The following is a 21,372-nucleotide window of genomic DNA, read 5'->3' on the forward strand; positions in this document are numbered from 1 at the left end:
GCCGGCGTTCGCCACGCCTGCCGCCCGGCGATCTCCTCGGCGCTGGCCCCGCCTGCCCGACTTGCGCTATCGTGGCCGGCATCGCGTTCGATCTCGAACCGACCTGTGAGGTCCCCCTATGAGAACGTCTCCCACTGTCATCCGCGCGGCCGCGGCTGTGGCGCTGGCGCTCGGCGCCCTGGTGCCGGTCCTGCGCGCGGCCGATCCGCCGAACTTCAAACCCGACGGCACCTTCACCGGCTCGACCCTGGCCGGGTGGCACGTCGTCGGCGCCGCCGACTGGAAGGCTCAGAGCGGCGAGCTCATCGGCACGGCAAGGCCTGGCGGCGGCTGGCTCGTCATGGACAAGAGCTTCCAGGACATCGATTTCTTCACGAACTACAAGTGCGTGGGTTCCTGCACGGCCGGCATCCTGCTACGAGCCCAGAAGACGCCGGACGGTGGAATGCGCGGCATCTACCTGTCGCTGAGCGACGGGGATCTCGGCACGTACGCGGTGACGATCGACGCGCAGGGCAAGGAAACCGGCCGTGAACGGATCGCGCCGGCTGGTCGTGGCGGCGGCGGGGGTGGCGGCGGCCAGGGCGGCGGCGCAGCGCGTGCCGGCGGCGCGGCGGGCGCCGCGGCGCCCGCCGGTGGCGGTGGCGGCCAGGGCGGTGGTGCCGCGCGCGGCGGTGGGCAGGGCCAGGGTGGCGGCGCGGCGCCAGCAGCCGCCGGTGGCGGCGGAGGCGGCGGCCGGGGCGGCCAGCCCGCACTGAAAGCCAACGACTGGAACCCGATCGAGGTGATCGTGTCGAACACGACCCTGCGCGCGGTGCCGGGTGGTGGCGGCCCGATCGGCGAGGCCGACGCGGCCGGGTTCGGTCCCGTCGCGCTCTTCGTGGGCAGCGGTGAGGTGCACTTCAAGGACGTGGCGTGGAAGGATCTGATCGCGATCGCCGATCCGCGGCCGGTGACGTCCGCGCGCTACAACGCGATCGAAATCAACAGCTTCTACTACGGCTGGTCCGCCGCCGCGTCCGACATCAACCACGACGGCAACCTTGACGTCGTGGCGGGACCGTTCTGGTTCCCCGGCCCGAGCTTCACCGAACGGCGCATCTACCGCGATGACCGGATGTACAACCCCGCCGTCGAGTACGCGCCCGACATGGTCAACCTGACCGCTGACTTCACGGGCGACGGATGGCCCGACATCCTCGCGTCGGGCATGACCGGCGGGCGCCCGATGGATCTCTACGTCAACCCGAAGGGCGAATCGCGGCGCTGGACGAAGCATCGCGTGCTGCCGACCATCAACACCGAGATCGTGCTGCTCAAGGATCTCGACAAGGACGGCAAACCGGAGGTGCTCTTCGGCGGTGGCGGCGCCTACAACTGGGCGCATCCGGATCCAGCCAATCCGACGGGCGTCTGGACGTCTCATCCGATCTCCGTCGCGGGCCAGCAGACCGTCACCGTGCACGGGCTCGGCGTTGGCGACGTCAACAGCGATGGACGCCTCGACGTCGTCATGCCCCTCGGCTGGTTCGAGCAGCCGGCGGGCGGCATCGAGACGACGCCCTGGACGTTCCACAAGGCGTTCTGGCCGGCGAACGAATTCAGCAACGGCGGCGGCGAGATGGGCGTGTACGACGTCAACGGCGACGGGCTCACCGACGTCATCGGCGGATCGGCCCACGCATGGGGTCTCGTCTGGTTCGAGCAGAAGAAGGACGGATCGTTCGTCCAGCACCAGATCGCCGGTGATCTGTCCGCGAAGAATCCGGGCGGCGTGGCGTTCTCCGAGTCACACGCCGAACGCTTCGCCGACATGAACGGCGACAAGATCCCCGACATGATCGTCGGCAAGCGCTACTGGTCGCACCTCGAGAACTACGGCGGCCCGGATCCGTACGGCCCGGCGGTCCTCTACATCTACCGGACCGTCCGCAATCCGAAGGCGGAAGGCGGTGCGGAGTTCGTCCCCGAGCTGGTGCACAACAAGTCCGGCGTGGGCTCGAGCTTCGAGGTCGCCGACCTCAACAAGGACGGCGTGCCCGACATCGCGACGTCCGGTGCCTACGGCGTGTACGTGTTCCTGAGCAAGAGCAAGTAGCCGCGCGCGAACGCGCGCCGCTGGCGATTCACACCACGACGCCATGCCGGTCCTTCCTGGATCGGCATGGCGTCGTCATTTGGCCTCGGCTCACCGAACCTTCCTCACGTAGTAGCGGTAGCCGACCCACTCCGGCCCGCACCGGGCTCATCCGTCCTTGAACTCGTCGAGGACGTGGCTGCCGTCGCAGAGCGGCTTGGTCGACGATCGGCCGCAGCGGCACAGCTCGACGCGATTGCGCGTCTCGAGCATCCGTCCGTCCGACAGCGTCACCGGAATTCCGCCGGTCACCCAGTAAGGGCCATCCCTCGTGACGGCGATCGCCGCTGGCAGATCCGGCTCGATCGGGCCGTTCCCCAGCTCGTAGGCGAGGCGTCCCGACGGGCACCGCTCGACGCGCTGGATGATCTCGAACCGCGTGCGGCTGTCGCCGGCGCGCTCGAGCATCTTCCACACCTTCTCGACGCGGTTGCCGCAGAACCCTGCGTGCGTGCACAGCACCACGTCGTCCGTGACCGTGATGCGGTCCGCCTCGAGACGCTCGCGCCGCGTGTCGCTGGGCTCGATGGGCGCGGTCTCGGTGCCGTCGAAGCGAATGCCCGTATGGGTGCCGTCGCAGTACGGCTTCCGGGCGGACTGCCCGCACCGGCAGAGCCGGTAGCGCGCGCGGACCGGCAGCGAGGCATCCTTGCGCCACGACATCGGTTCATGGAACTCGGAGTAGACGATCGACTTGCGCGTCAGCGGCACGCCGCCTTCCACGACGTAGGGTCCGTTCGCTTCGACGCTGATCCGGAACGCGGGCGGCTCGCCCGCTGCTTCCCGAGCCTCGGCAGCCGGGACGTACTCGAAGGACGGCCCGGCGGTCGTGACGCCGTCACCGCTCGGCATCTGCATCAACGCTTGCGCGCGCGCCCTGAGGTCCGGCATGGCCGCGACGGCCGCGAACATCTGCGCCGGCTCGCCGTTGAACGCGCGCTGCAGGAGGCGCAGGACGTCCGAGTACCGCAGGTTGAACGCCTGCATCGCTTCGCGCACCGGGCTGCCGGCCGGATAGTCGTCCGTGCGCGGGTTGTCGCGCATGGGATGGACCGCGTCCCAATCCACCGTGAATCGCGGGCCGCGCGGCCCCGTGGCCGGCGTATCGCCGCGCTGGTAGAGCTGGCCGAGCCGCAGCTCCTGGAAGCGGAAGTAGTGGGCCACTTCCTCCAGCTCCGGGTGGAACATGTCGCGGTCACCGTCCCAGACCTCGCGCGGCGTGAGGCCCTCGCCCTGTTCCTCGATCTCGTCGATCGCCGCGAGCGCGGACGTGAGGTCGTAGACCGGGATGACCTTGCCGCTTCCCGTGTAGTCGAGAACGGCCGGCGTGATCTGGCGGGCCGGATCTCCGGTGAACACGGCGCCTTCGCCGAGCGTTGTGCACAACGCCCGCAGACCCTGCTCGATCGCAAGATAGAACTGCCCGATCGTGTGGTACCGGTCGGCCTCGGGCGTGGCATCGAGCGCCTCGGGGTTCTCGATCTTCATGAACGTCTCGACAGCCGTCTTCGAGAAGCGGCTGAGCGGGACGAGGAACGCGTCGGCGCTGTGCGGCAGGTACGCCGGATAGCGCGCGATGAAGCCGGGCGTGTCGAGCACGGGCGCACCGCCGATCGCGTTCAGCACATTGGCGGCGAGCGTCATGTGCAGCATCTCCTCGATGAACACCGACGTGAGCGCCTCGACCGCCTCGCGGTTGTGCCCGGGCTCGATCGAATACAGCGCGCAGAGATAGGGCGGCAGCGTCGCGTGTTCGAGCTCGATCGCCCACTGCAGGTGCGCGCGAAGATCGTCGAGCGTGCTGATCGTGGAAGGCACCGGAGTTCTCTGGCTCAACCGAAATGCGACCGACACACTAGCACATCGTGTTCGTCCTCGGCCCCACCCGAGCGCCGCTGGCGATCTGCCCTGCCCGATGGTCGCTCAGCGGCCCGCGGCGGCTCGAGCCGCGCTGACGGTCGTCAGGACGCCGGCGCGTTCGCACCGCGCAGAGTCCGTCGCGACACGCGCCGGCCTGCGAACGGACGATGCAGGCGGATGCGACACGCCTCGGATCAGGCGTCATCGCCGCGACGACCGAGCCGGTCGGCGCGGCTGCCGCACGATCCGCTCGCCACGGGCCGCAGGCCTCTTGCCGGCCGCGCTGCGTACGGGCCGTTTCGGCCCGGCCTTCGTGACCGTCTCGGCGGCCCTGAGCTTCGCGACGGCCGCGATGAGGCGCATCGGCACCGGCTCGTCGAGCGGGAAGCGGATGGTGCCTTTGCTGACCTCGTACGGCGCGAGCGCCTGCCGGAAGACTTCGGTCACCGATCCGGTGGCCGGGTAGATCGCGACATGCTCCTTCCACGCGGCGAAGTAGATCACGACGCGGCCGTCGACCCGGTAGGCCGGCATCGAGTAGCCGATGCCTTCCTCGGCGCGGGGCAGGGCCCGTTGGATCGTCTGGCGCATACGCTGGAGCACGTCGCGCACGCGCGGATCGAATCGCGCGATGTACTCGTCCACCGAGGCCGGCCGTTTCGTCATCGCGTGTCCTCACGCACGATCGCGCCGCTCGACGAACGTGTAGCGATAGACGTTCGTCTCCCGCGTGTGGAATCCCAGCCGGCGGTACAGCCGGTTCGCCGACTCGCGCGACGGTCGCGACGTGAGCTCGACGGTGCGCGCGCCTCTCGACTCGGCGATCTGCAGCGCCTCGCGGCACAGCGCTTCGCCGACGCCCCGTCCGCGCGCCTCGCCATCCACGACGACGTCTTCGATCCATGCGCGGATGCCGGTCGGCAGCCGAAACACCGCCAGCGTGAGGCTGCCGACGATGACGCCGCCCGCGGCGTCGTCGCGGGCCACGAGCAGCATCGTCGACGGGCTGCCGACGACCGCCGCGAGCCCGGCGGAGTCGGGCGGCGGCGCCGACGAGCCGAGCTGCGGGATGAGCCGCTGCATCGCGTCGATCAGCTCGGCGCTCACCATCGTGACCAACGAGATCCGGATGTCGCTCATCGCGCGCCTCCCACCCGACCGGCTCGACCGGCCCGCCCGACGCAGCCGTCCGGCGGCTATCGTGCGCCGCCGCAACGCACGCGCGCCGTCGAAGCCGGAACGGCGAGCGGCGACGCCGAGACCGTGCCGGCCGCCGCGAGCTCGTCGAAGGCCACCTGCTGCAGCGCCTTGACCTGCGGCTGCGTGAAGCCCAGCTCGTAGCCCGAGCACTCCTGCTCGCCGAGCGATCGCGGATCGTGGCCGGTGACGCTGCCGAAGACGACGAGCGCTTCGAGGTAGTAGCCGTACGCGCTCGCATGGTAGTGGTCGTGCGTCCAGAGGTCGATTTTGCCCGGCTCGAGGCCATCGTACGGGTTCGCATCGGCCACTCCCGCGGCCATCGCCCGATTCCACGCGTCGCCGACCGGAATCACGCGCGCGGCGCCGGACGCCGCGGCCGCCTTGTCGTACGCGGCCCGTACGTCGCGCGCCATCTGTGCGATCGGCTTGCCGGCCCAGGCGCCGTCGGACGGATACGTCTGGTCCGCCCGCGACCAGGTCGCCGTCAGGAAGAGCTGGACGCGCGGATTGCGGCCGCGAAGGAACTCGGCCATCTGCACCGCCGTGCGGATCAGCTTCGCCGGATCGCCGGGCGCGTCGAAATCGAGGGTGCTCTGGCCGTGCATCACGACCTGATCCCACGGCCGCCGGCCGATCACGCCGAGCTTGTCCTGCAAGTGGAACTCGAGACCGCTTCCGCCGCGCGTCTCGAGCGCGACGTCGTAGTCGAGGCCTGCCTGATCGGCGAACGACTTGACGAGCGCCGGCACGCCGCCGATCCCCTCGTGGTTGAGGTCCGTCACCGTTTCGGCGCGGTAGAACATGACGGGCGAACCCGCGCCGTACGTGAAGCTGTTGCCGATGAACAGCAGGCTCGTGCCGACCGCCGCCCGTACCGGAGCGAGGGCCACGACGACGGCCACGAGCGCGGAGACGAGCTTCATGATCGCGCCTTTCTCTCCTGCCTCAGCGCGGACTCGGCACTGACGCCGCGCGGCCGGTTCGCGTCAGCGCAGCGATCGGAGGTACGCGACGACCGCTTCGGCGTCTGCGCGCTCCATGCGGAACGGCGGCATCGGCGGCGAGGGCGGCCGCCGGCCGGTGGCCTTGCCGGTCATGAGCAGCGTGACGACCTGCTCGTCGGTGAAGCCCGGCAAGCCCGCGAGGCTGGGCGCCTGTGCGGCGAACTTCTTGGCCGGCCAGGGTGACTGCACCGGAATCGGGCCCCCGTGGAACTTCTCGCTGTCGATGAGATCGCCGTGCCGATCGCGGCCCGAGTGGCACTGCACGCACATGGCAACGCGCGTCGTGAGGTACTCACCACGGGCGATCGCACCCGAGGCACCGGCCGGGCGGGCGGCCTGCGGTGTCGCCGCCTGTGCCGCGGCCATGACCGGCCGATCGGCCAGGCTCGACAGCGAGATCACGACGAGCAGCAACCAGCACACACGAACGGACATCATCGGAACATTCATGGCTCGATAGCTTGCCACAGACCGGCGCCTACGGTCGCGGATCGTACGTGAAGGCGAGGATCGCCCCTGGATGAGCTCGCGAGCTGCTGTCGGTCGCCACGAAGATCGTCCGCCCGTCCGGATGCACGAGCACGTCGCGGTACCGGTTGTCGGTCTTGAAGTAGGCCAACGGCTCGCCCGCCGCGCTCTCGCCGCGGCCGTCGAGCTTCACGCGGTACACGACGCCGCGAATCAGGCTCGTCACGAGGATCGATCGGCGCCATCCTGGAATGCCGCGCTCGCTGTCGTAGACGTCGACGCCCGACGGCGCGATCGTCGCGTTGCCGGCTTCGTTGAACCGGTAGTCCGGGCCGACGGTGAAGAACGTCTGGAGCGGCGGCACGAAGGCCGGGTCGTTCCAGGCGCTCTCCTGCTGCTGCGGCACCGACGGCGGCGCGACGATCGCATCGAACTTCAGCGACGCGCAGGGCGCCGGTGCCGACTTCGACCAGTCGGCATACGCGTAGACGCGATCGTCCTTGTAGCCGGCGACGAACGGCCAGCCGTAGTTGCCGCCAGCGCGGATGCGATTGACCTCGTCGTCCATGCTGGGTCCGTGCTCGGATTCGTACAGCGCGCCATCGGCCGCCTGCGCGAGCCCTTGCGGATTGCGATGGCCGTAGCTGTAGATGTGGCTGCGCACGCCGTTGAACGACGGGTTGTCGGCCGGGATCGATCCGTCGAGATTCAGCCGCAGGATCTTGCCCTGATACTTCGGCGGCCAGTTGCGGGCCGCCACGTCCTCGGCCGTCGGGAGGTCCTGCGCGAGGATGGGCGAGCAGTACAGCGCGAGCTGGTTGTATCCCTGATCGCCCAATGAGAGGTACAGCGTGTCGTCGCGGCCGAAGACGAGCCGCGCGGCCACGTGGTCGGCGCCGGCCGGCAAGTTGTCGATGAGGTCCACCGGCTCGCCGAGCGTGCCGATCGCCGCGTCGTAAGTGTAGCGCCGCACCTTCAGCCGCCGCACCTCGCCCGCACCGGGATCGGCGTCGTACGTGAACGCGACGAACACGTGGTCTCGTCCGACGCGGCGCAGGAAGTCACGGTGAAACGCGAGGCCGAGCACACCGTCCTGCGCGTGCCGCTGGATGGCCTCCGGGATGGTCGTGACCACGGTGATCCGGCCATCGTCCGGATTCATCCGGACGATGCGGCGGGCGACGCGCTCGGTCACCCACAAGCTGCCGTCTGGCGCCCAGCGCATCTGCCACGGCGCGCCGAGCCCGGCCGCGACGAGCCGCATCCGAAACGGCTCCGGGCCAGTGGCGACGTTCTGCGCCGACAGGGCCACGACCGCCGCGGCGACGCTCAGCACCGCGCAGATCGGTCCCGTCCTCGACGTGCGTCCTCGACGGCGTGCCATTGGCAGGTTCATTGTAGCGAACCTGCCGGGCGCGCCATAGCATAGCGGCATGCATCGCTCCGATCGGGCTCGGCTCGGCGTGCTCGCCCTCCTCGTCTCGGCCGCGCTCGTCCCGCTCGGCCGCCGCGCCGGTGCGGTCCCTTCGCCGCACGCGATCCAGTCGCAGCCCGGCGCCCTGCGCTGGTTCAAAGGCAACACGCACACGCACACGATCAACAGCGACGGCGACAGCACGCCCGACGACGTCGTCCGCTGGTATCGCGAGCACGGCTACCAGTTCGTCGTGCTGACGGATCACAACTACCTGACCAGCACGGACGGGTTGAACGCGCTGCACGGCGCCGACGACAAGTTCCTCGTGGTGCGCGGCGAGGAGGTCACCGACGCCATCGGGGACAAGTCGCTCCACATCAACGGGCTGAACCTCGCCACGAAGGTCGAGCCGCAGCACGGCGCGTCGGTGCTGGACATCCTCCAGCGGAACGTGGACGCGATCCGTCGCGCCGCCGGCGTGCCGCACATCAACCACCCGAACTTCCGGTGGTCGGTCACGGCCGACGAGCTGCGACAGGTGAAGAACAACCGCCTGTTCGAGATCTACAATGGCCATCCCGAGGTCAACAACGGCGGGGGCGGCGGCGTTCCGGGCCTCGAGGAGGTCTGGGACGCGATCCTCTCGCGCGGCACGCTGCTCTACGGCATCGCGGTCGACGACGCGCATCACTTCAAGCGGCCGGGTGATCCCAACGCGTCCGGCCCCGGCCGGGGATGGGTGGTCGTGCGGGCCACGGCGCTCGATCCGGCGGCCGTCACTCGCGCGCTCGATCAGGGCGAGTTCTACGCGTCGACCGGCGTGGAGCTGAACGCGTACGAGGCCACCGACACCGGCATCACGGTGTCGGTCAAGCCTACGACCTTCTCGAAATACCGCATCCAGTTCGTGGGCAAGGAGGGACGGCTGCTCGCCGAGAGCGCGACGCCGTCGGCGACCTACACGTTCCGCGGCGGCGAGGGCTACGTCCGCGCGCGCGTGCTCGAGAGCAACGGCCGGATGGCGTGGACGCAGCCGGTGATGCGATGACTCGCCGCGCGCGGCCGGGCCGCCGGCGCACTACGGACGGCAGGCGCCCGGCTTCGGTCTGACGTAGTAGCTCTTGTAGTTCGACGCCTTCGGGTCCATGCATCCCTCGAGCTCGAGCAATTCGATCTTGCGGAAGTCGGCTGGCGCCGTTTCGGCCTGAATCGAGATGAAGCCGCCGGCGAGCGGCGTGCCGTCGACCTTCACGGCCGGATCGACCGGGTTCACCGATCCGCCGCCGATCTGCGGCCGCGTGTACTCGAGCACGGCCTGTCCGTCGATCAGGTGCTGGATCGCCTCGTCGCCCTTGACGAGCACTTCGACCCGCACCCACTGGTCGCCGTCGTACGTCTTCGAGCTCGAGTTCAGACAGTGCGTCGTCGTCAGCAGGCCTTTCATGACGATGTTGGTGCCGGGCGTGCAGACGTTGGCGGTCGTGCGCGGCTTGCCGTCGCCGAGGCCGCCGAGCAACTGCACCTCGATTGAGATCGGGAAATCCTGATCGCGCAGCATCGTCCGCGGATCGGGACTGCTCAGCATGAGCCCGTTGTTGCGCATCGCCCAGGCCGGCCCGCCGGGCACCTGCTGCCCCACGAACCGGTACTCGGCGGCGAGCAGGTAGTACGAGAACGGCTGCCCGTAGAAGAGGTGGCCGAACTCTCCGTCGAACTTCGTCCACTTGTCGTAGCGGACTTTCAGCAACCCGTCTTCGACACGGAACGTGTCGTTGAAATTCTCGCCGAGCGGGTGCTTCGTGAACTTCGGCGTCCAGCCGCCGAGATCGCGCCCGTTGAAGAGCTGAATCCAGGCCTTCTCGTCGGCCTGTGCCTGCGAGGCCGCCGGCGCCGACCGGCCGGCGATGGCCGACGCGCCGAGTCCGGCCAGGACGATCCCGAGCGTCCATCCTGCTCGCTTCATACGCACCTCGACGACAGAGAGACGAGGGGGACTATACGACAGAACGGGCGAGGGGTTGCCACGTCCGAGCGCGGCCCGCTAGCATGCCCTGCTGTGCCGCGTCCGCGTCTCGATCCCTCCGTCTTCAATCTGCCCGTCGAGCGCATGCGCAGCGGGTACTACTCCGACAAGTACTTCGTGCGCACGCGGGACGTGCTGCACCGCGAGGGCCACGCGCCGCGCGTGCTGATGCAGGTGTTCGGCAAGTCGCGGGCGTACCTCGGCGGCATCGACGAAGCCATCGCGATCCTCAAGCTCTGCGCCGACGACTGGCACGCGCTCGAGGTGCACGCGCTCTACGACGGCGACGAGATCGCGCCGTACGAAACCGTCATGACGATCGAAGGGCCGTACCCGTCGTTCGCCGTGCTCGAGACGCTGTATCTCGGCGTGCTCGCGCGCCGCACGCGCGTCGGTACCAACACGCGGCTCGTGGTCGACGCCGCCCGGCCCAAGACCGTGATGTTCTTCCCGGCGCGCCACGATCATTGGCTCGTGCAGACGGGCGACGGCTACGCGGCGCACATCGCCGGCGCCATCGGCGTCTCGACCGACGCGCAGGCGAGCTGGTGGGGATCGTCCGGCATCGGCACGGTGCCGCACGCGCTCGTCGCGGCGTACGGCGGCGACACCGTGCGCGCGACGCAGGCCTTCGCCGAGGCGACCGGCCCCGATGTGCAGATCGTCACGCTCGTCGACTACGAGAACGACTGCGTCCGCACGTCGCTCGAGGTCGCGCGCGCGCTCGGCGCCCGGCTCTGGGGCGTGCGGCTCGATACGTCCGAGAACCTCGTGGACCGGTCGATCATCCCGCAGATGGGCGCGTTCCGGCCGACGGGCGTGATCCCGCAGCTCGTCCGCAACGTGCGCGAGGCGCTCGACCGCGACCGCTTCCGCTCCGTCCGGATCGTGGCCTCCGGCGGGTTCACGGTCGAGAAGATCCGCCAGTTCGAGGAACAAGGCGTGCCGGTGGACTCGTACGGCGTCGGCTCGTCGCTCTTCGGCGGCCGCTACGATTTCACCGCCGACATCGTGATGGTCGAGGACCGCCCGCAGGCCAAGGTCGGCCGCCGCTACCGGCCGAACCCGAGGCTCACACGAGTGGACTAGCTGTCGCCCCCGACGCGATCACTTCCGGAGCGTCGTGAGACAGTCCTGGAGTCCGGCGCGCAGGGCACCGCCGTCCGATCCGAGCGCGACGAACGAGTAGCCCCAGTCGCGGCATCGCGGCACGAGCGCGGGGTCGTGCACGAGGATGCCGGCCGCCTTGCCGTGCGCGCGGGCCGAGGCGCTCACGCGACGGAGCGCCTCGACGAAGCGCGGATGATCGTACTGGTCCGGCAGGCCGAGGGTGTACGAGAGGTCGGTCGGTCCCACGAACAGAACGTCGGCGCCGTCGACGGCGGCGATCGCGTCGACGTGATCGACGGCGGCGGGCGTCTCGATCTGCAGCACCGCGAGCAGCCGCTCGTGCGCGTGCGCGAAGTACTCGCCGAACGCCGCGCCGAATGCCGATCCGCGATGGAACTTCGCCACGCCCCGCACGCCCCTGGGCGGATAACGCATCGCGGCGACCGCGCGCGCCGCCTCGTCCGGCGTGCTCACGTACGGCACCATCACGCCGCAGGCGCCCGCGTCGAGCACCCGCTTGACGCGCGCCGCGTCGTTCGCGGCGATGCGCACAATCGGCACGGCGGGCGTCGCCGACGCTGCCTGCAACTGATGCAGCAGCGTGTCCTCGCCTCCCGGCCCGTGCTCGTGATCGATCAAGAGGAAGTCGAAGCCGACCAGGCCGGCGATTTCGACGACGAGCGGCGACGCCAGGTTCAGGAACGTGCCGCACGTCCACTCACCGGCGAGCACCCGCGCGCGGAATTCCGGCGATGGTTTCATGCGCGCGCATCGTACACCGGCCGCGTTCAAAATTGTGGACGACCGTGCGTTTCTGTCGGCGGCGCCGGTGCGGTCCCGTGCAGAAACGTGATCGCCGCTTCCCGGCCCGAGGGCACACCTCTTGCTCCCTCCCGCGGCCGATGCCGTCCGTCCATCCCCCCTTTCAAACCCCGCCAGGCTCCTCCGGCTCCTCCGCCCCTGACCACGCGTCGTCACCCGGCGATGGCGGAGACCTCCACACGACGCTCGAGCGGCTGCATCGCCAGTTCGATGCGCTCGGCCAGGCGGCGCAGATGGACACCATCATCGGCGGCGACGTGGACGCCGCCGCCCGCGCGCTCGTCGAGCTCGCGACGCGCGCCATGGCGTGCGAGCGCGTGAACGCCTGGCTCTTCAACGAAGCCGAGTCGGAGCTGCACTGCATCGCCTGCTACGAGGCCACGCCAGGGCGGCACTCGTCCGGCATGGTGCTCTGCGAGCCCGACTTCCGCAACGAGTTCCAGGCGCTCAAGGACGCGCGCTACGTCGACGCGCACGATCCGTTGACCGATCCGCGCACGGCGGGCTACGTCGAGTCGTACTTGAAGCCGCTCGGCATCACCTCCATGCTCGACGCGGTCATTCGCGCCTCGGGCCGCAATCTCGGCCTGCTCTGCTTCGAGCACGTCGGCCGGCCGCATCGCTGGACGAAGGACGAGATCGCGTTCGCCTGTCAGCTCGCCGACAAACTCGGCCTCGCCCTGCTCACGCGCGAGCGGCTCGGCGCCGCCGAACGGCTGCGCGACAGCGAGGCCGCGCTCGCCGAGGCGCAGGCGATCGCGCGCGTGGGGAGCTGGGAGTTCGATCTCGTCCGACGGACGCTGCGCTGGTCGCGCGAAACGTACCGCATCTTCGGCGTGACGCGCGCGACGTTCGTGCCGACCTACGAGGCCATGCTGACGCGGCTCCATCCCGACGATCGGGACCGGGTGGACGTGGACTTCCAGGCCTCCGTCCGGACCCGGACGCTGCTCGCGCTCGATTTGCGGATCGTGCAGGACGACGGCCAGATCAGGCACGTGCACGCGCGCGGCCGCACGTCCTACGACGCCCAGGGCCGGCCGACGCGCGCGGTCGGCACCGTGCAGGACATCACCGAACGCAAGCGCATCGAGGACGACCAGCAGTTCACCAACACGCTGCTGCGCACGCAGATGGAGACCTCGCCCGACGCGATCCTCGTCGTGGGGACCCATGGGCGCATCATCGCGGCCAACCAGCGTTTCGCGGACATGTTCCTCACGAGCGTCGATCGACTCCTCGGCGCCGACGGCGACCAGGTCCTCACCGCGGCGGCGTCGCACATGAAGTCGGCCGACGCCTTCCTCACCCGGCTGCGCCAACTGCACACGCCCAGCGACGAGATGGGTCACGACGAGCTCGAGACGACCGACGGCCGCTACTTCGAACGCCACACGGCGCTGCTCCGCACGCCGGCCGGCACCGAGCTCGGCCGCGTGTGGTTCTTCCGTGAGATCACCGCGCGTAAATCCGCCGAGCTGCAGATCCTCCATGCCGCGCGGCACGACGCGCTCACGGGCCTGCCGAACCGCCGGGTCTTCGTCGAGGAGCTGCGGCACGCGATCGCCCGGGTGACGCGCGGCGCCAAACCCTTCGCCGTGCTGTACCTCGATCTCGACTACTTCAAGGACGTCAACGATACGCTCGGCCATCCGGTCGGCGACGAGCTGCTGCGGGTGGTGGCGGCGCGGCTGCGCGCCACGGTCAGAGACACCGATCTCGTCGCGCGCTTCGGCGGCGACGAGTTCGCCGTCGTGGTCTCCGAGATCGACCAGCCGGTGGACGCCGCCATCGTCGCCAGCCACATCGCCAAGGCCATCAGCGAGCCGTGCTGGGTGCAGGAGAGCGAGATTCGGCTCGGCGCCAGCATCGGGATATCCGTGCACGGCCCGCAGTACCTCGATCCGGAGATGCTGCTGGCGCACGCGGACGTCGCGCTCTACCGCGCGAAGGCCGAACGGCGCGGCTTCTACCGGTTCTTCACCGAGGCGATGGACACCGACGTGCGCACGCGCGTCACCCTGCGCAGCGAGCTCCGTCGCGCGATCGACGACGGCCAGCTCTTTCTCGTGTATCAGCCGCAGATCGACCTCGAGTCAGGGCGGATCACCGGCGTCGAGGCGCTCGTGCGATGGCGTCATCCCGAGCGAGGCGTGCTGGATCCGGGCGTGTTCATTCCCGTTGCCGAGGACAGCGGCCTCGTCGTCGCGCTCAGCCACTGGGTGCTGCGCGACGCGTGTCACCGGACGCGCGCATGGCTCGACGAAGGCATCCCGCTGTCGCGGGTCAGCGTCAACCTGTCGGCGGTGCAGTTCAAGATGGCCCTGGAGCTCGAGGCCGAAATCGCGGCCGCACTGGTCGACTCGAGCCTGGCGGCCCACTATCTCGAGCTCGAGCTGACCGAGTCGGTGCTCATGGCGGCCTCGCGCGAACACAACGACGTGCTCGCCCGCCTGCGCGCCAACGGCATGACGCTCGCGATCGACGACTTCGGCACCGGCTACTCGTCGCTCGGGTACCTCCGGCGGTTCCCGGTCGATCGGATCAAGATCGCGCGCGAGTTCGTCTCGCGCATCCTCGACGATGCGGGGAGCGCGGCGATCGTGAAGGCAACGATCAGCCTGGCCCGCGAGCTGGGCATGGCGGTGATCGCCGAAGGCGTCGACTCGCCGGCGCAGGTCGGATTGCTCAGCCAGTGGGGCTGCCGCGAGGCGCAGGGGTTCTTCTTCGCGAAGCCGCTCAGCGGCGACGAGATCACGCCGCTGCTCCGGCGCGGCCACACGATGTCGTTCGTCCCTCCGCCGCGCCGGCGGCGGCTGCGGGACGGCTCCGACGTACCGACCCCATCGGTCCACTAGCCGCGAGCCGACTGCCAAGCTCACGGAGGCGCGTGCGCACGTCCCGGGCGGCAAAGGGCGCGCCGGCCGAGTCGCCGCGCCCGCGATTCCGGGGCCGCCTGCGGTGGCGTAGAATGCGCCGCGGGAGTCAACCATGACCGCCATTCCGCGCCGCAGCCTTCTGAAACTCTTCGGGGGCGCCGGGTTCGCCGGCGTCTCGACGCGCCGGATGCTCGCCGCCGAGGCGGCCGCCGCGCAGGCCACGCGCGCGCTGCCCACGCCGCGCATCCGCGACGTGAGCGTGATCGAGACCGCGCCGGGCGGCGTGAGGCTCACGGTCGTCAAGATCACGACCGACCAGGACGGCCTCTACGGCTACGGCTGCGCGACCTTCACGCAGCGCGCCGATCTCGTCAGGCCGGCCGTCGAGCGCTATCTCAAACCGTTCCTCGTGGGTAGACCGGCCGATCGCATCGACGACACCTGGCAGGCGCTGTACTTCAGCTCGTACTGGCGCAACGGGCCGGTGCTGAACAACGCGATCAGCGGCGTGGACCAGGCGCTCTGGGACATCAAGGGCCGTCAGGCCGGCATGCCCGTGTACCAGTTGCTCGGCGGCAAGTGCCGCGAGGCCGTCGACTGCTACGGACACGCAGCCGGCAACGAGATCCCGCAGGTCATCGAGAACGCGAAGAACTACATCGCGCAGGGCTTCCGTCACGTCCGCGTCCAGGTCGGCGTGCCGGGCATGGCCGGCTACGGCGCGGGTGGCGGTGCGGCGGCGGCGCAGGCCGCGCTCCACAACGCGCCGGTCTTCGAGCCGATGGCGTACTACCGGCGCGCCATGCGGCTCTTCGACGCGTGCCGCACCGAGCTCGGCGACGAGATCGAGCTGCTCCACGACGTGCACGAGCGCGTGTCGCCCAACCAGGGCGTCCAGTTCTGCAAGGACGCCGAGCGGTTCAAGCTCTTCTTCGTCGAGGACCCGGTGTCGCCAGAAGACATCGCGTACTTCCGCCAGATTCGACAGCAGTGCAGCACGCCGCTCGCCATGGGCGAGCTGTTCAACAGCCCGCACGAGTGGCAGCCGCTCATCGCCGAGCGGCTGATCGACTACATCCGCATCCACGTCTCGCAGGCCGGCGGTCTCACGCCCTGCCGGAAGATCGCTGCCTTCGCCGAGCAGTTCGGCGTGAAGACGGCCTGGCACGGGCCCGGCGACGTCTCGCCCGTCGGCCACATGGCGAACGTCACGCTCGGCATCGCGTGCTACAACTTCGGCATCAACGAATACTCGGCGTTCAACCAGAATCACCAGGAGGTCTTCAAGGGCTGCCCGGTGATGAAGAACGGCTACCTGTGGGTGAACGAGTCGCCGGGATGGGGCATCGAGATCGACGAGAAGGCCGCGGCGAAGTTCCCGTTCGGACGCGAGACCGGCGAGCGCGGCCAGCTCAACGGCGGATGGGGCGAGGTGCGTCGCCGGGACGGCACGGTGATCAAGCAGTAGACGCGGCGATGGTCCTGAGCCGCCGGGCGCGCGTCCACAGCGCCGGCCATGCCTCGACGAGCGCGCCGAAACGCCGAACGAAGCCGGCGAGCGCGCGATAGCCCGCGTCGATGCCGGCGCGATCGTGGAACTCGATCGGCAGCGCAAACCACGGGGAGTCTGCCGCGGCTGCCACCCGGCGCCGGCAGTCCGCGAGCGCGTCGCGCCAGTACTGCGGACAGCCCTGCGTGAGGGCGTCACGCTCCGCCGCGTCGATCTGCTGGAACCTCGCGGTCCGCATCACGCCCGCGACGAACGCCTTGAACTCGAGAGGCTTCCACCCGGCGACGTCCTGCAGCCCCGCGCCGACGTCGCGAAGCCGCGCCGCTGGCGATTGGCGTGCAGACGTCCGGGCGAGACGGCGGATCAGCACGATCAGCAACTCGGCGACCCGCACCTGCGTCACGCCGCGACGTTCGGCCTCGGTGTACGGCGACCGGCGCGCCGAATCGTGTAGCACGCCGACTGCCAGATGGCCGAACAGCGCGGCCGCGTCGGTCGCCGCGAGAAGCGCGCCGAAGACGCCGTCCTCGTTGCGGGAGATCGGCGGAAACGGCGGCGCGAGCCGGCGGTTCTCCAGAGCCAGGCACCCGGCGGGCGTATTGGCGGCGTGCGTGGCGTAGCTCGCAACGGCGACGCGGCGCTCTTCCCGGCTCGTCATCGCGGTCCTGAATTCGCGGGCACTCGACCAGAGCCGCTCGCGTAACGATCCGCGGCTGAAGAGCAAGCGATCGGGCGCCGGACGCCCGGCGTCTCCGGCCATGCCCGCGCAGGTCACGCGCACGGTCATCGGACGTCCCTGGGCCACCCGCGCCTTCAAGTGCGCGCACGCGTCATTCAGGTCGGGCAGGTCGAGCGCCGCATCCGTCGGCACGGCCCCGACCTGCCGGCCCAGCAACTCCTCGTGCGCGCCGAGGAGGTCTATCGGCGGGCGCGTCACCAACGCGAGCGCCGCACGGCGGGTTGGAAAGAACCTGAACTCGCGGCGCTCGTCGTGCCCGGCGACTGTCCATCCATGCCGCCGATCCGGCAGCTCCCACGGCTCCAGCACGATGTCGTCGTCGACGAACAGCACCTGTCGGCCCGCAGTGAGCAACAGGAGCAGATTGCGATTCGCCCCGGCGCTTCCCGGCGTGAGCGACGACGCGAGCGCGCGCGGCACGCGCCACGCTCGCCGCAGCCGCGCAGCTTTCGCGGCACCGATGTAGATGAACGCCATCTTCGAGTGCTTCGTCGCGCGCGTGACCACCGCCCGCGTCTCGCGACGCCCGCGTGCCGTCCGTGAGCCGTCGACAACGACAGCTCGAAGCCGGCGGCCTGGAGGCGCAGCGGCGACGACCGATGCCAGCGTCCGTGCGAGGCTCGCGGGCCGATCGGCCGTCACCACGCCGATGTCCGTGATTGGAGAGACGCTGGCCACGGGGCTCCACCGGCCAGCGTGCCTGGCCGCACAAAGCACTACTCGACGCGACGGACCTCGTCAGACGCACTGGCCCACGCTGTCGACTTCGACATCGTCGAGTCGTATGTGCTGAGCCGCAACTGACGGCGTTGTGAGTCGTGAGCTCTGAGTTGTGAGGCCGGACGGCGGCCACACTCGAGACGCACTCTCAGAGCTCGAGATCGCGCCACGGGCAACGGCTCATGGGCGTGACGTCGGGGTGCGCCGAGATCAGGAGCAGAGATCGGGCATGTCGCAGTGATCGCCGCAGTCGACGAACGGATGCCGGCAATCCTGCCCGCGCGCGCTGGACGTTGGCGGTTGGCGGTACTTGTGCCGGATGTCCTGGACGAACGTGCCGAGATCCTTGAACAACGACAGCATCTTCGTGTGCTTCCTGTCGTCGCCCGAGTAGATCGAGATCCCTTCCCGCTCGATCGCCAGCACGTACTGACGCAAGCCGGCGAGAATGGTCGCATCGCTTCCCGTCCGTGACCGTTGGACGGTCCGTGCCCGATTCGAAGGACGCTTGGCCATCAGGTCTCCTCTGCTGGGTGAACGCCGCCGCGCGCGGAGAATAGCACTATCGGCCTGCCATCGCCATGAGCCAGATGTCGTTCTTCTGCTCGGCGCGCGACGCGAGCAGGGTTCCGTCGGGCAACGGCGCGAGGCCCGCGAACGTCACGCCCGCCAGCCTGTTGTCGGTCATCTTCCGGCCGCGGCCCCCCTTCAGCGGATACTCGACGACGTTGTGCACGCCGGCCTCGACGACGGTGGCGTAGATCGCTCGCGCGGCACCATCGAGCCGCGTCGTCGGACCGAAGACGCCGGCAAGGCGCAGCACCACGTCGGCCGTGTCGGGAGGCCTGACGACCAGCACGTCGACGTCGGCCGATCGGTCCTCGTGCACCACGCGCGATCGCACGACGACGACGCCCTGTGAATCGGCCAGCCATCCGCGCATGAAGGTCGAACCGGATCCTTCCAAGCGGACGTCTCGCGACGCCCGCTGTTCGAGGTCGATCAGACGCGCGAACGAGGCACCACGGCGCGAGACCAGGAGCGCAAGCCATCGCCCGTCCGGCGACACGCTCAGACCGTGGAAGACCTCCTGCGCGTCGGCCTGGGCCAGCGGTGCGTCTGGAGCGGACGCGCCGATGACGTACCGGCGTACGACCCAGCCCTGGCTCTCGTCGATGACGAACAACGCCGCGCCATCCGGCGCCCAGGCCACGTGCGGTTCCGTCCAATCCGAAGGAAACGTCGCGTACCCCGGAACACGTCCGGTCGAGCTGACCTGCGTCTTCTGATCGGAGGAGAGATCGAGGACGAAGACCGCCGCGTGCGCGCCGTCCGGCGCCATCCGGTGATAGGCGATGCGGCGGCCATCGGGCGAGACGATCGGCGCGAACCCGTCGGTCAGCGCGCGCGGCGCCGCCACGGGCTGACCGCGCTGGATCGCGCCGGTGAACAGCACCGCGTCGAGCGACTCATTGCCTTCGCGCGTGACCGCGGGGTTGCGCTGGAACACCACACGTGCGCCGTCGCGGGCGACGCTCGGCGACGAATCCCGCAGCGCGTCGTCGGTCACCTGGCGGCCTGCGGCGCCGTCGACGATCCAGAGATGTGCGGCCTGCGACGTCTGCTGGAAGCTCACGAGCCGCCCGTCGGGCGATGTGCTGTCGGGCAGCTCCACGGTCGGGCTCGACGTGAGCGGCGAGGATCGACCCGACGACAGCGAGGTTTCCCAGAGGTCCACCTGTCCGCTGCGGTTCGTCTGGTAGATCACCGTGTCGTCCCGGCCGGCCCAGATCGGATGGCGTTCGAAGAACTGGTCGTTCGTCACGCGACGCATCGACGAGCCGTCGAGGTTCGCCGTCCAGAGATCCTCCTGGCCGGCGATCGCCATCGAGAACACGACGCGGCCGTCGGCCGGACGCACGTCGAACTCCTCGGGCGTGCCGTCCACGCGCCAGGCGGCGCTGACGGGCTGAAAGGTGCCCGCGTCCAGGTCGACCTTCCAGAGCGATCGTCCCCGCGCGTCGCTGACCTGCACGTACACGATGTGGCCAATCCAGCGCAGCAGCTTGAAGGGCGCGGAGCCGGCGGCCATCGCCACGCTGGCGACCGGCGTGCCGCCGAAGAACGCCGGCACGACCACGAGGCGCGACGCTGACGCCTGCCGGACGACGTACGCGATCCGCGCGCCGTCGGGCGACCAGACCTGGCTCACGACCGTGCCGTCGGAGGTCGCGACGCGTTGCGCGTCGCCTCCATCCACGCGCCGTACTTTCAGCTCGGTGAGCCCGGCCGCGCTGGAGATGAACGACACCCACTGCGCGTCGGGCGAGATTCGGCTCTCGAACTCCTCCGCCGACGTCGTGACGAACGGGCGGTGCATCCAGACGGGCGCCGGATTCGCGTCTCGCCCCGCGATCCACGCGAGCGCGATCGCCATCGCTCCAAGCGCACCGGCCCACAGCCACCGCTGGACGTGTGTCCGGCGCCGCACGGCGCCGGCGGTTTCTGCGTTGCCGCCGATGCCGCTGCTGCTCAGCCCGCCGGCGATCCGGCGAAGCTCGGCCACCACCTCTCCGGCCGACGCGGGGCGGTCGGCCGGGACCTTCTCGAGGCAGGCGTCCACGAGGCGCGCGAGGTCGGCCGGCACGGCGGGCGCGATCCGATCCAGGCGGATCGGCGGATCCGACTGGATCCGGCGCACGTAGTCGTACGCGTTGCTGCCGCGAAACGGCAGCCGTCCGCTCAGGCACTCGAAGAGGACCACGCCGAACGAGAAGAGATCGGCGCGCGCGGTTACGGGCCGTCCCGCGGCTTGCTCCGGCGCCATGTAGTGCGGTGTGCCGGCGAAGGCATCGCTCAGCGGCGGCGCGATGCGCGTCTCGCCAGCCGTCGGATCCGCGAGCGCGAGACCGAAGTCCAGCAGCTTGACGTGGCCATGGGTGGTGATGACGACGTTGGCGGGCTTGACGTCACGATGGACGAGCCCGTGTGCGTGCGCGGCGGCCAGCCCTTCGGCGATCTCGATCGCGACCCGCACCGTGGCCTCGATGGACGGCACGCCGCGCGCCAACACGGCCGCGAGCGTCTCGCCCTCGACGAACTCCATGACGATGAGCGGCTCGCTGCCCGTGTCGACGAGCTCGTAGATCTTGCAGATGTAGGGATGGTCGAGCGATGCGGCGGCCAGGGCTTCGGCCCGCAGCCTGGCCGCGCCGCGCGTGTCGAGCAACTGCGCGCCGTGGAGCGCCTTGATCGCCACCGGCCGCGCGAGGCGTGTGTCGACGGCCTTGTAGACTGCCCCGATGCCGCCCGAACCGACGAGCGAGACGACCTCGTAGTGCGCCGACCGCCCTGCTGCCGCGATGAGCGCCCGGATGTGCTCCAACCCCGGCGGCGGCGAATCACCCCGGCCTCCGGCCGGCGGCGCGACAGGCGGATCGGCGCTCATGGGACTAGGGCAGCGACGGACTCTGAGTCATGAAT

At 69.9% G+C, this 21,372-nt stretch carries 16 protein-coding genes; 5 read left to right on the plus strand and 11 right to left on the minus strand.

All coding sequences use genetic code 11. The features are described from left to right. The first annotated feature begins 118 nt into the window (after window positions 1–118). Window positions 119–2,098 (plus strand): VCBS repeat-containing protein, encoded by a 1,980-nt coding sequence (locus tag IT184_06765; GenBank protein ID MCC7008501.1) that lies wholly within the window; start codon window positions 119–121, stop codon window positions 2,096–2,098. A gap of 147 nt (window positions 2,099–2,245) precedes the next feature. On the opposite strand, the gene IT184_06770 is transcribed toward IT184_06765, so the two are convergent. From IT184_06770 to IT184_06795, 6 genes are all read right to left on the minus strand, one after another. Then, window positions 2,246–3,973 carry a CDGSH iron-sulfur domain-containing protein gene (locus IT184_06770; protein MCC7008502.1) on the minus strand — a complete coding sequence of 576 codons (1,728 nt, stop codon included), beginning with the start codon at window positions 3,971–3,973 and terminating at the stop codon, window positions 2,246–2,248. Window positions 3,974–4,198: 225 nt separating this feature from the next. Next, window positions 4,199–4,663: a DUF1801 domain-containing protein gene (locus tag IT184_06775; GenBank protein MCC7008503.1), complete on the minus strand. Its 465-nt coding sequence runs from the start codon at window positions 4,661–4,663 to the stop codon at window positions 4,199–4,201. 9 nt (window positions 4,664–4,672) lie between these two features. Next, window positions 4,673–5,128, minus strand: coding sequence for a GNAT family N-acetyltransferase (locus IT184_06780; GenBank protein MCC7008504.1), 456 nt, complete (start codon window positions 5,126–5,128; stop codon window positions 4,673–4,675). Between the two features lie 65 nt (window positions 5,129–5,193). Continuing rightward, entirely contained in the window at window positions 5,194–6,120 is a 927-nt protein-coding gene (locus IT184_06785; GenBank protein MCC7008505.1) for a PEP-CTERM sorting domain-containing protein, read from the minus strand. A gap of 63 nt (window positions 6,121–6,183) precedes the next feature. Further along, a complete protein-coding gene (locus IT184_06790) occupies window positions 6,184–6,639 on the minus strand; it encodes a hypothetical protein (GenBank protein MCC7008506.1) in 456 nt (151 codons plus the stop codon). A gap of 40 nt (window positions 6,640–6,679) precedes the next feature. Continuing rightward, window positions 6,680–8,053: a PQQ-dependent sugar dehydrogenase gene (locus IT184_06795; protein ID MCC7008507.1), complete on the minus strand. Its 1,374-nt coding sequence runs from the start codon at window positions 8,051–8,053 to the stop codon at window positions 6,680–6,682. 49 nt (window positions 8,054–8,102) lie between these two features. On the opposite strand from IT184_06795, the gene IT184_06800 reads away from it, so the two are divergent. Continuing rightward, window positions 8,103–9,134, plus strand: a complete 1,032-nt coding sequence (locus IT184_06800) for a PHP domain-containing protein (protein MCC7008508.1) — start codon at window positions 8,103–8,105, stop codon at window positions 9,132–9,134. Between the two features lie 30 nt (window positions 9,135–9,164). Here IT184_06800 and IT184_06805 read toward each other — a convergent pair whose 3' ends face one another. Further along, complete coding sequence (locus IT184_06805) at window positions 9,165–10,049, minus strand: DUF1080 domain-containing protein (GenBank protein ID MCC7008509.1); 885 nt, start codon at window positions 10,047–10,049, stop codon at window positions 9,165–9,167. Between the two features lie 144 nt (window positions 10,050–10,193). On the opposite strand from IT184_06805, the gene IT184_06810 reads away from it, so the two are divergent. After that, window positions 10,194–11,198, plus strand: coding sequence for a quinolinate phosphoribosyl transferase (locus IT184_06810; GenBank protein MCC7008510.1), 1,005 nt, complete (start codon window positions 10,194–10,196; stop codon window positions 11,196–11,198). Window positions 11,199–11,216: 18 nt separating this feature from the next. On the opposite strand, the gene IT184_06815 is transcribed toward IT184_06810, so the two are convergent. Further along, window positions 11,217–11,981, minus strand: coding sequence for a hypothetical protein (locus IT184_06815; GenBank protein ID MCC7008511.1), 765 nt, complete (start codon window positions 11,979–11,981; stop codon window positions 11,217–11,219). A 293-nt stretch (window positions 11,982–12,274) separates the two neighbouring features. Between IT184_06815 and IT184_06820 the strand changes: the two genes are divergently transcribed. Together IT184_06820 and IT184_06825 are read left to right on the plus strand one after the other, a co-directional pair. Then, window positions 12,275–14,899: an EAL domain-containing protein gene (locus IT184_06820; protein MCC7008512.1), complete on the plus strand. Its 2,625-nt coding sequence runs from the start codon at window positions 12,275–12,277 to the stop codon at window positions 14,897–14,899. A gap of 133 nt (window positions 14,900–15,032) precedes the next feature. Further along, on the plus strand, window positions 15,033–16,388 hold the full coding sequence (locus IT184_06825) for a starvation-sensing protein RspA (GenBank protein MCC7008513.1): 1,356 nt from the start codon (window positions 15,033–15,035) through the stop codon (window positions 16,386–16,388). Here the strand turns inward: IT184_06825 and IT184_06830 are convergent. From IT184_06830 to IT184_06840, 3 genes are all read right to left on the minus strand, one after another. Next, window positions 16,378–17,847 (minus strand): glycosyltransferase family 2 protein, encoded by a 1,470-nt coding sequence (locus IT184_06830; protein MCC7008514.1) that lies wholly within the window; start codon window positions 17,845–17,847, stop codon window positions 16,378–16,380. The genes IT184_06825 and IT184_06830 overlap by 11 nt on opposite strands. Before the next feature lie 252 nt (window positions 17,848–18,099). Next, window positions 18,100–18,405 carry a hypothetical protein gene (locus tag IT184_06835; protein MCC7008515.1) on the minus strand — a complete coding sequence of 102 codons (306 nt, stop codon included), beginning with the start codon at window positions 18,403–18,405 and terminating at the stop codon, window positions 18,100–18,102. A 46-nt stretch (window positions 18,406–18,451) separates the two neighbouring features. Further along, on the minus strand, window positions 18,452–21,337 hold the full coding sequence (locus IT184_06840; protein ID MCC7008516.1) for a serine/threonine-protein kinase: 2,886 nt from the start codon (window positions 21,335–21,337) through the stop codon (window positions 18,452–18,454). Window positions 21,338–21,372: the final 35 nt, after the last annotated feature.

It is taken from the genome of Acidobacteriota bacterium (assembly GCA_020853395.1).
Classification (GTDB): domain Bacteria; phylum Acidobacteriota; class Vicinamibacteria; order Vicinamibacterales; family SCN-69-37; genus JADYYY01.

Coding starts and splice junctions, on each gene's coding strand:
- IT184_06765 (MCC7008501.1), top strand. CDS start 119: ATGAGAACGTCTCCCACTGTCATCCGCGCGGCCGCGGCTGTGGCGCTG.
- IT184_06775 (MCC7008503.1), bottom strand. CDS start 4,663: ATGACGAAACGGCCGGCCTCGGTGGACGAGTACATCGCGCGATTCGAT.
- IT184_06785 (MCC7008505.1), bottom strand. CDS start 6,120: ATGAAGCTCGTCTCCGCGCTCGTGGCCGTCGTCGTGGCCCTCGCTCCG.
- IT184_06790 (MCC7008506.1), bottom strand. CDS start 6,639: ATGATGTCCGTTCGTGTGTGCTGGTTGCTGCTCGTCGTGATCTCGCTG.
- IT184_06795 (MCC7008507.1), bottom strand. CDS start 8,053: ATGGCACGCCGTCGAGGACGCACGTCGAGGACGGGACCGATCTGCGCG.
- IT184_06800 (MCC7008508.1), top strand. CDS start 8,103: ATGCATCGCTCCGATCGGGCTCGGCTCGGCGTGCTCGCCCTCCTCGTC.
- IT184_06805 (MCC7008509.1), bottom strand. CDS start 10,049: ATGAAGCGAGCAGGATGGACGCTCGGGATCGTCCTGGCCGGACTCGGC.
- IT184_06810 (MCC7008510.1), top strand. CDS start 10,194: ATGCGCAGCGGGTACTACTCCGACAAGTACTTCGTGCGCACGCGGGAC.
- IT184_06815 (MCC7008511.1), bottom strand. CDS start 11,981: ATGAAACCATCGCCGGAATTCCGCGCGCGGGTGCTCGCCGGTGAGTGG.
- IT184_06820 (MCC7008512.1), top strand. CDS start 12,275: ATGGACACCATCATCGGCGGCGACGTGGACGCCGCCGCCCGCGCGCTC.
- IT184_06825 (MCC7008513.1), top strand. CDS start 15,033: ATGACCGCCATTCCGCGCCGCAGCCTTCTGAAACTCTTCGGGGGCGCC.
- IT184_06835 (MCC7008515.1), bottom strand. CDS start 18,405: ATGGCCAAGCGTCCTTCGAATCGGGCACGGACCGTCCAACGGTCACGG.
- IT184_06840 (MCC7008516.1), bottom strand. CDS start 21,337: ATGAGCGCCGATCCGCCTGTCGCGCCGCCGGCCGGAGGCCGGGGTGAT.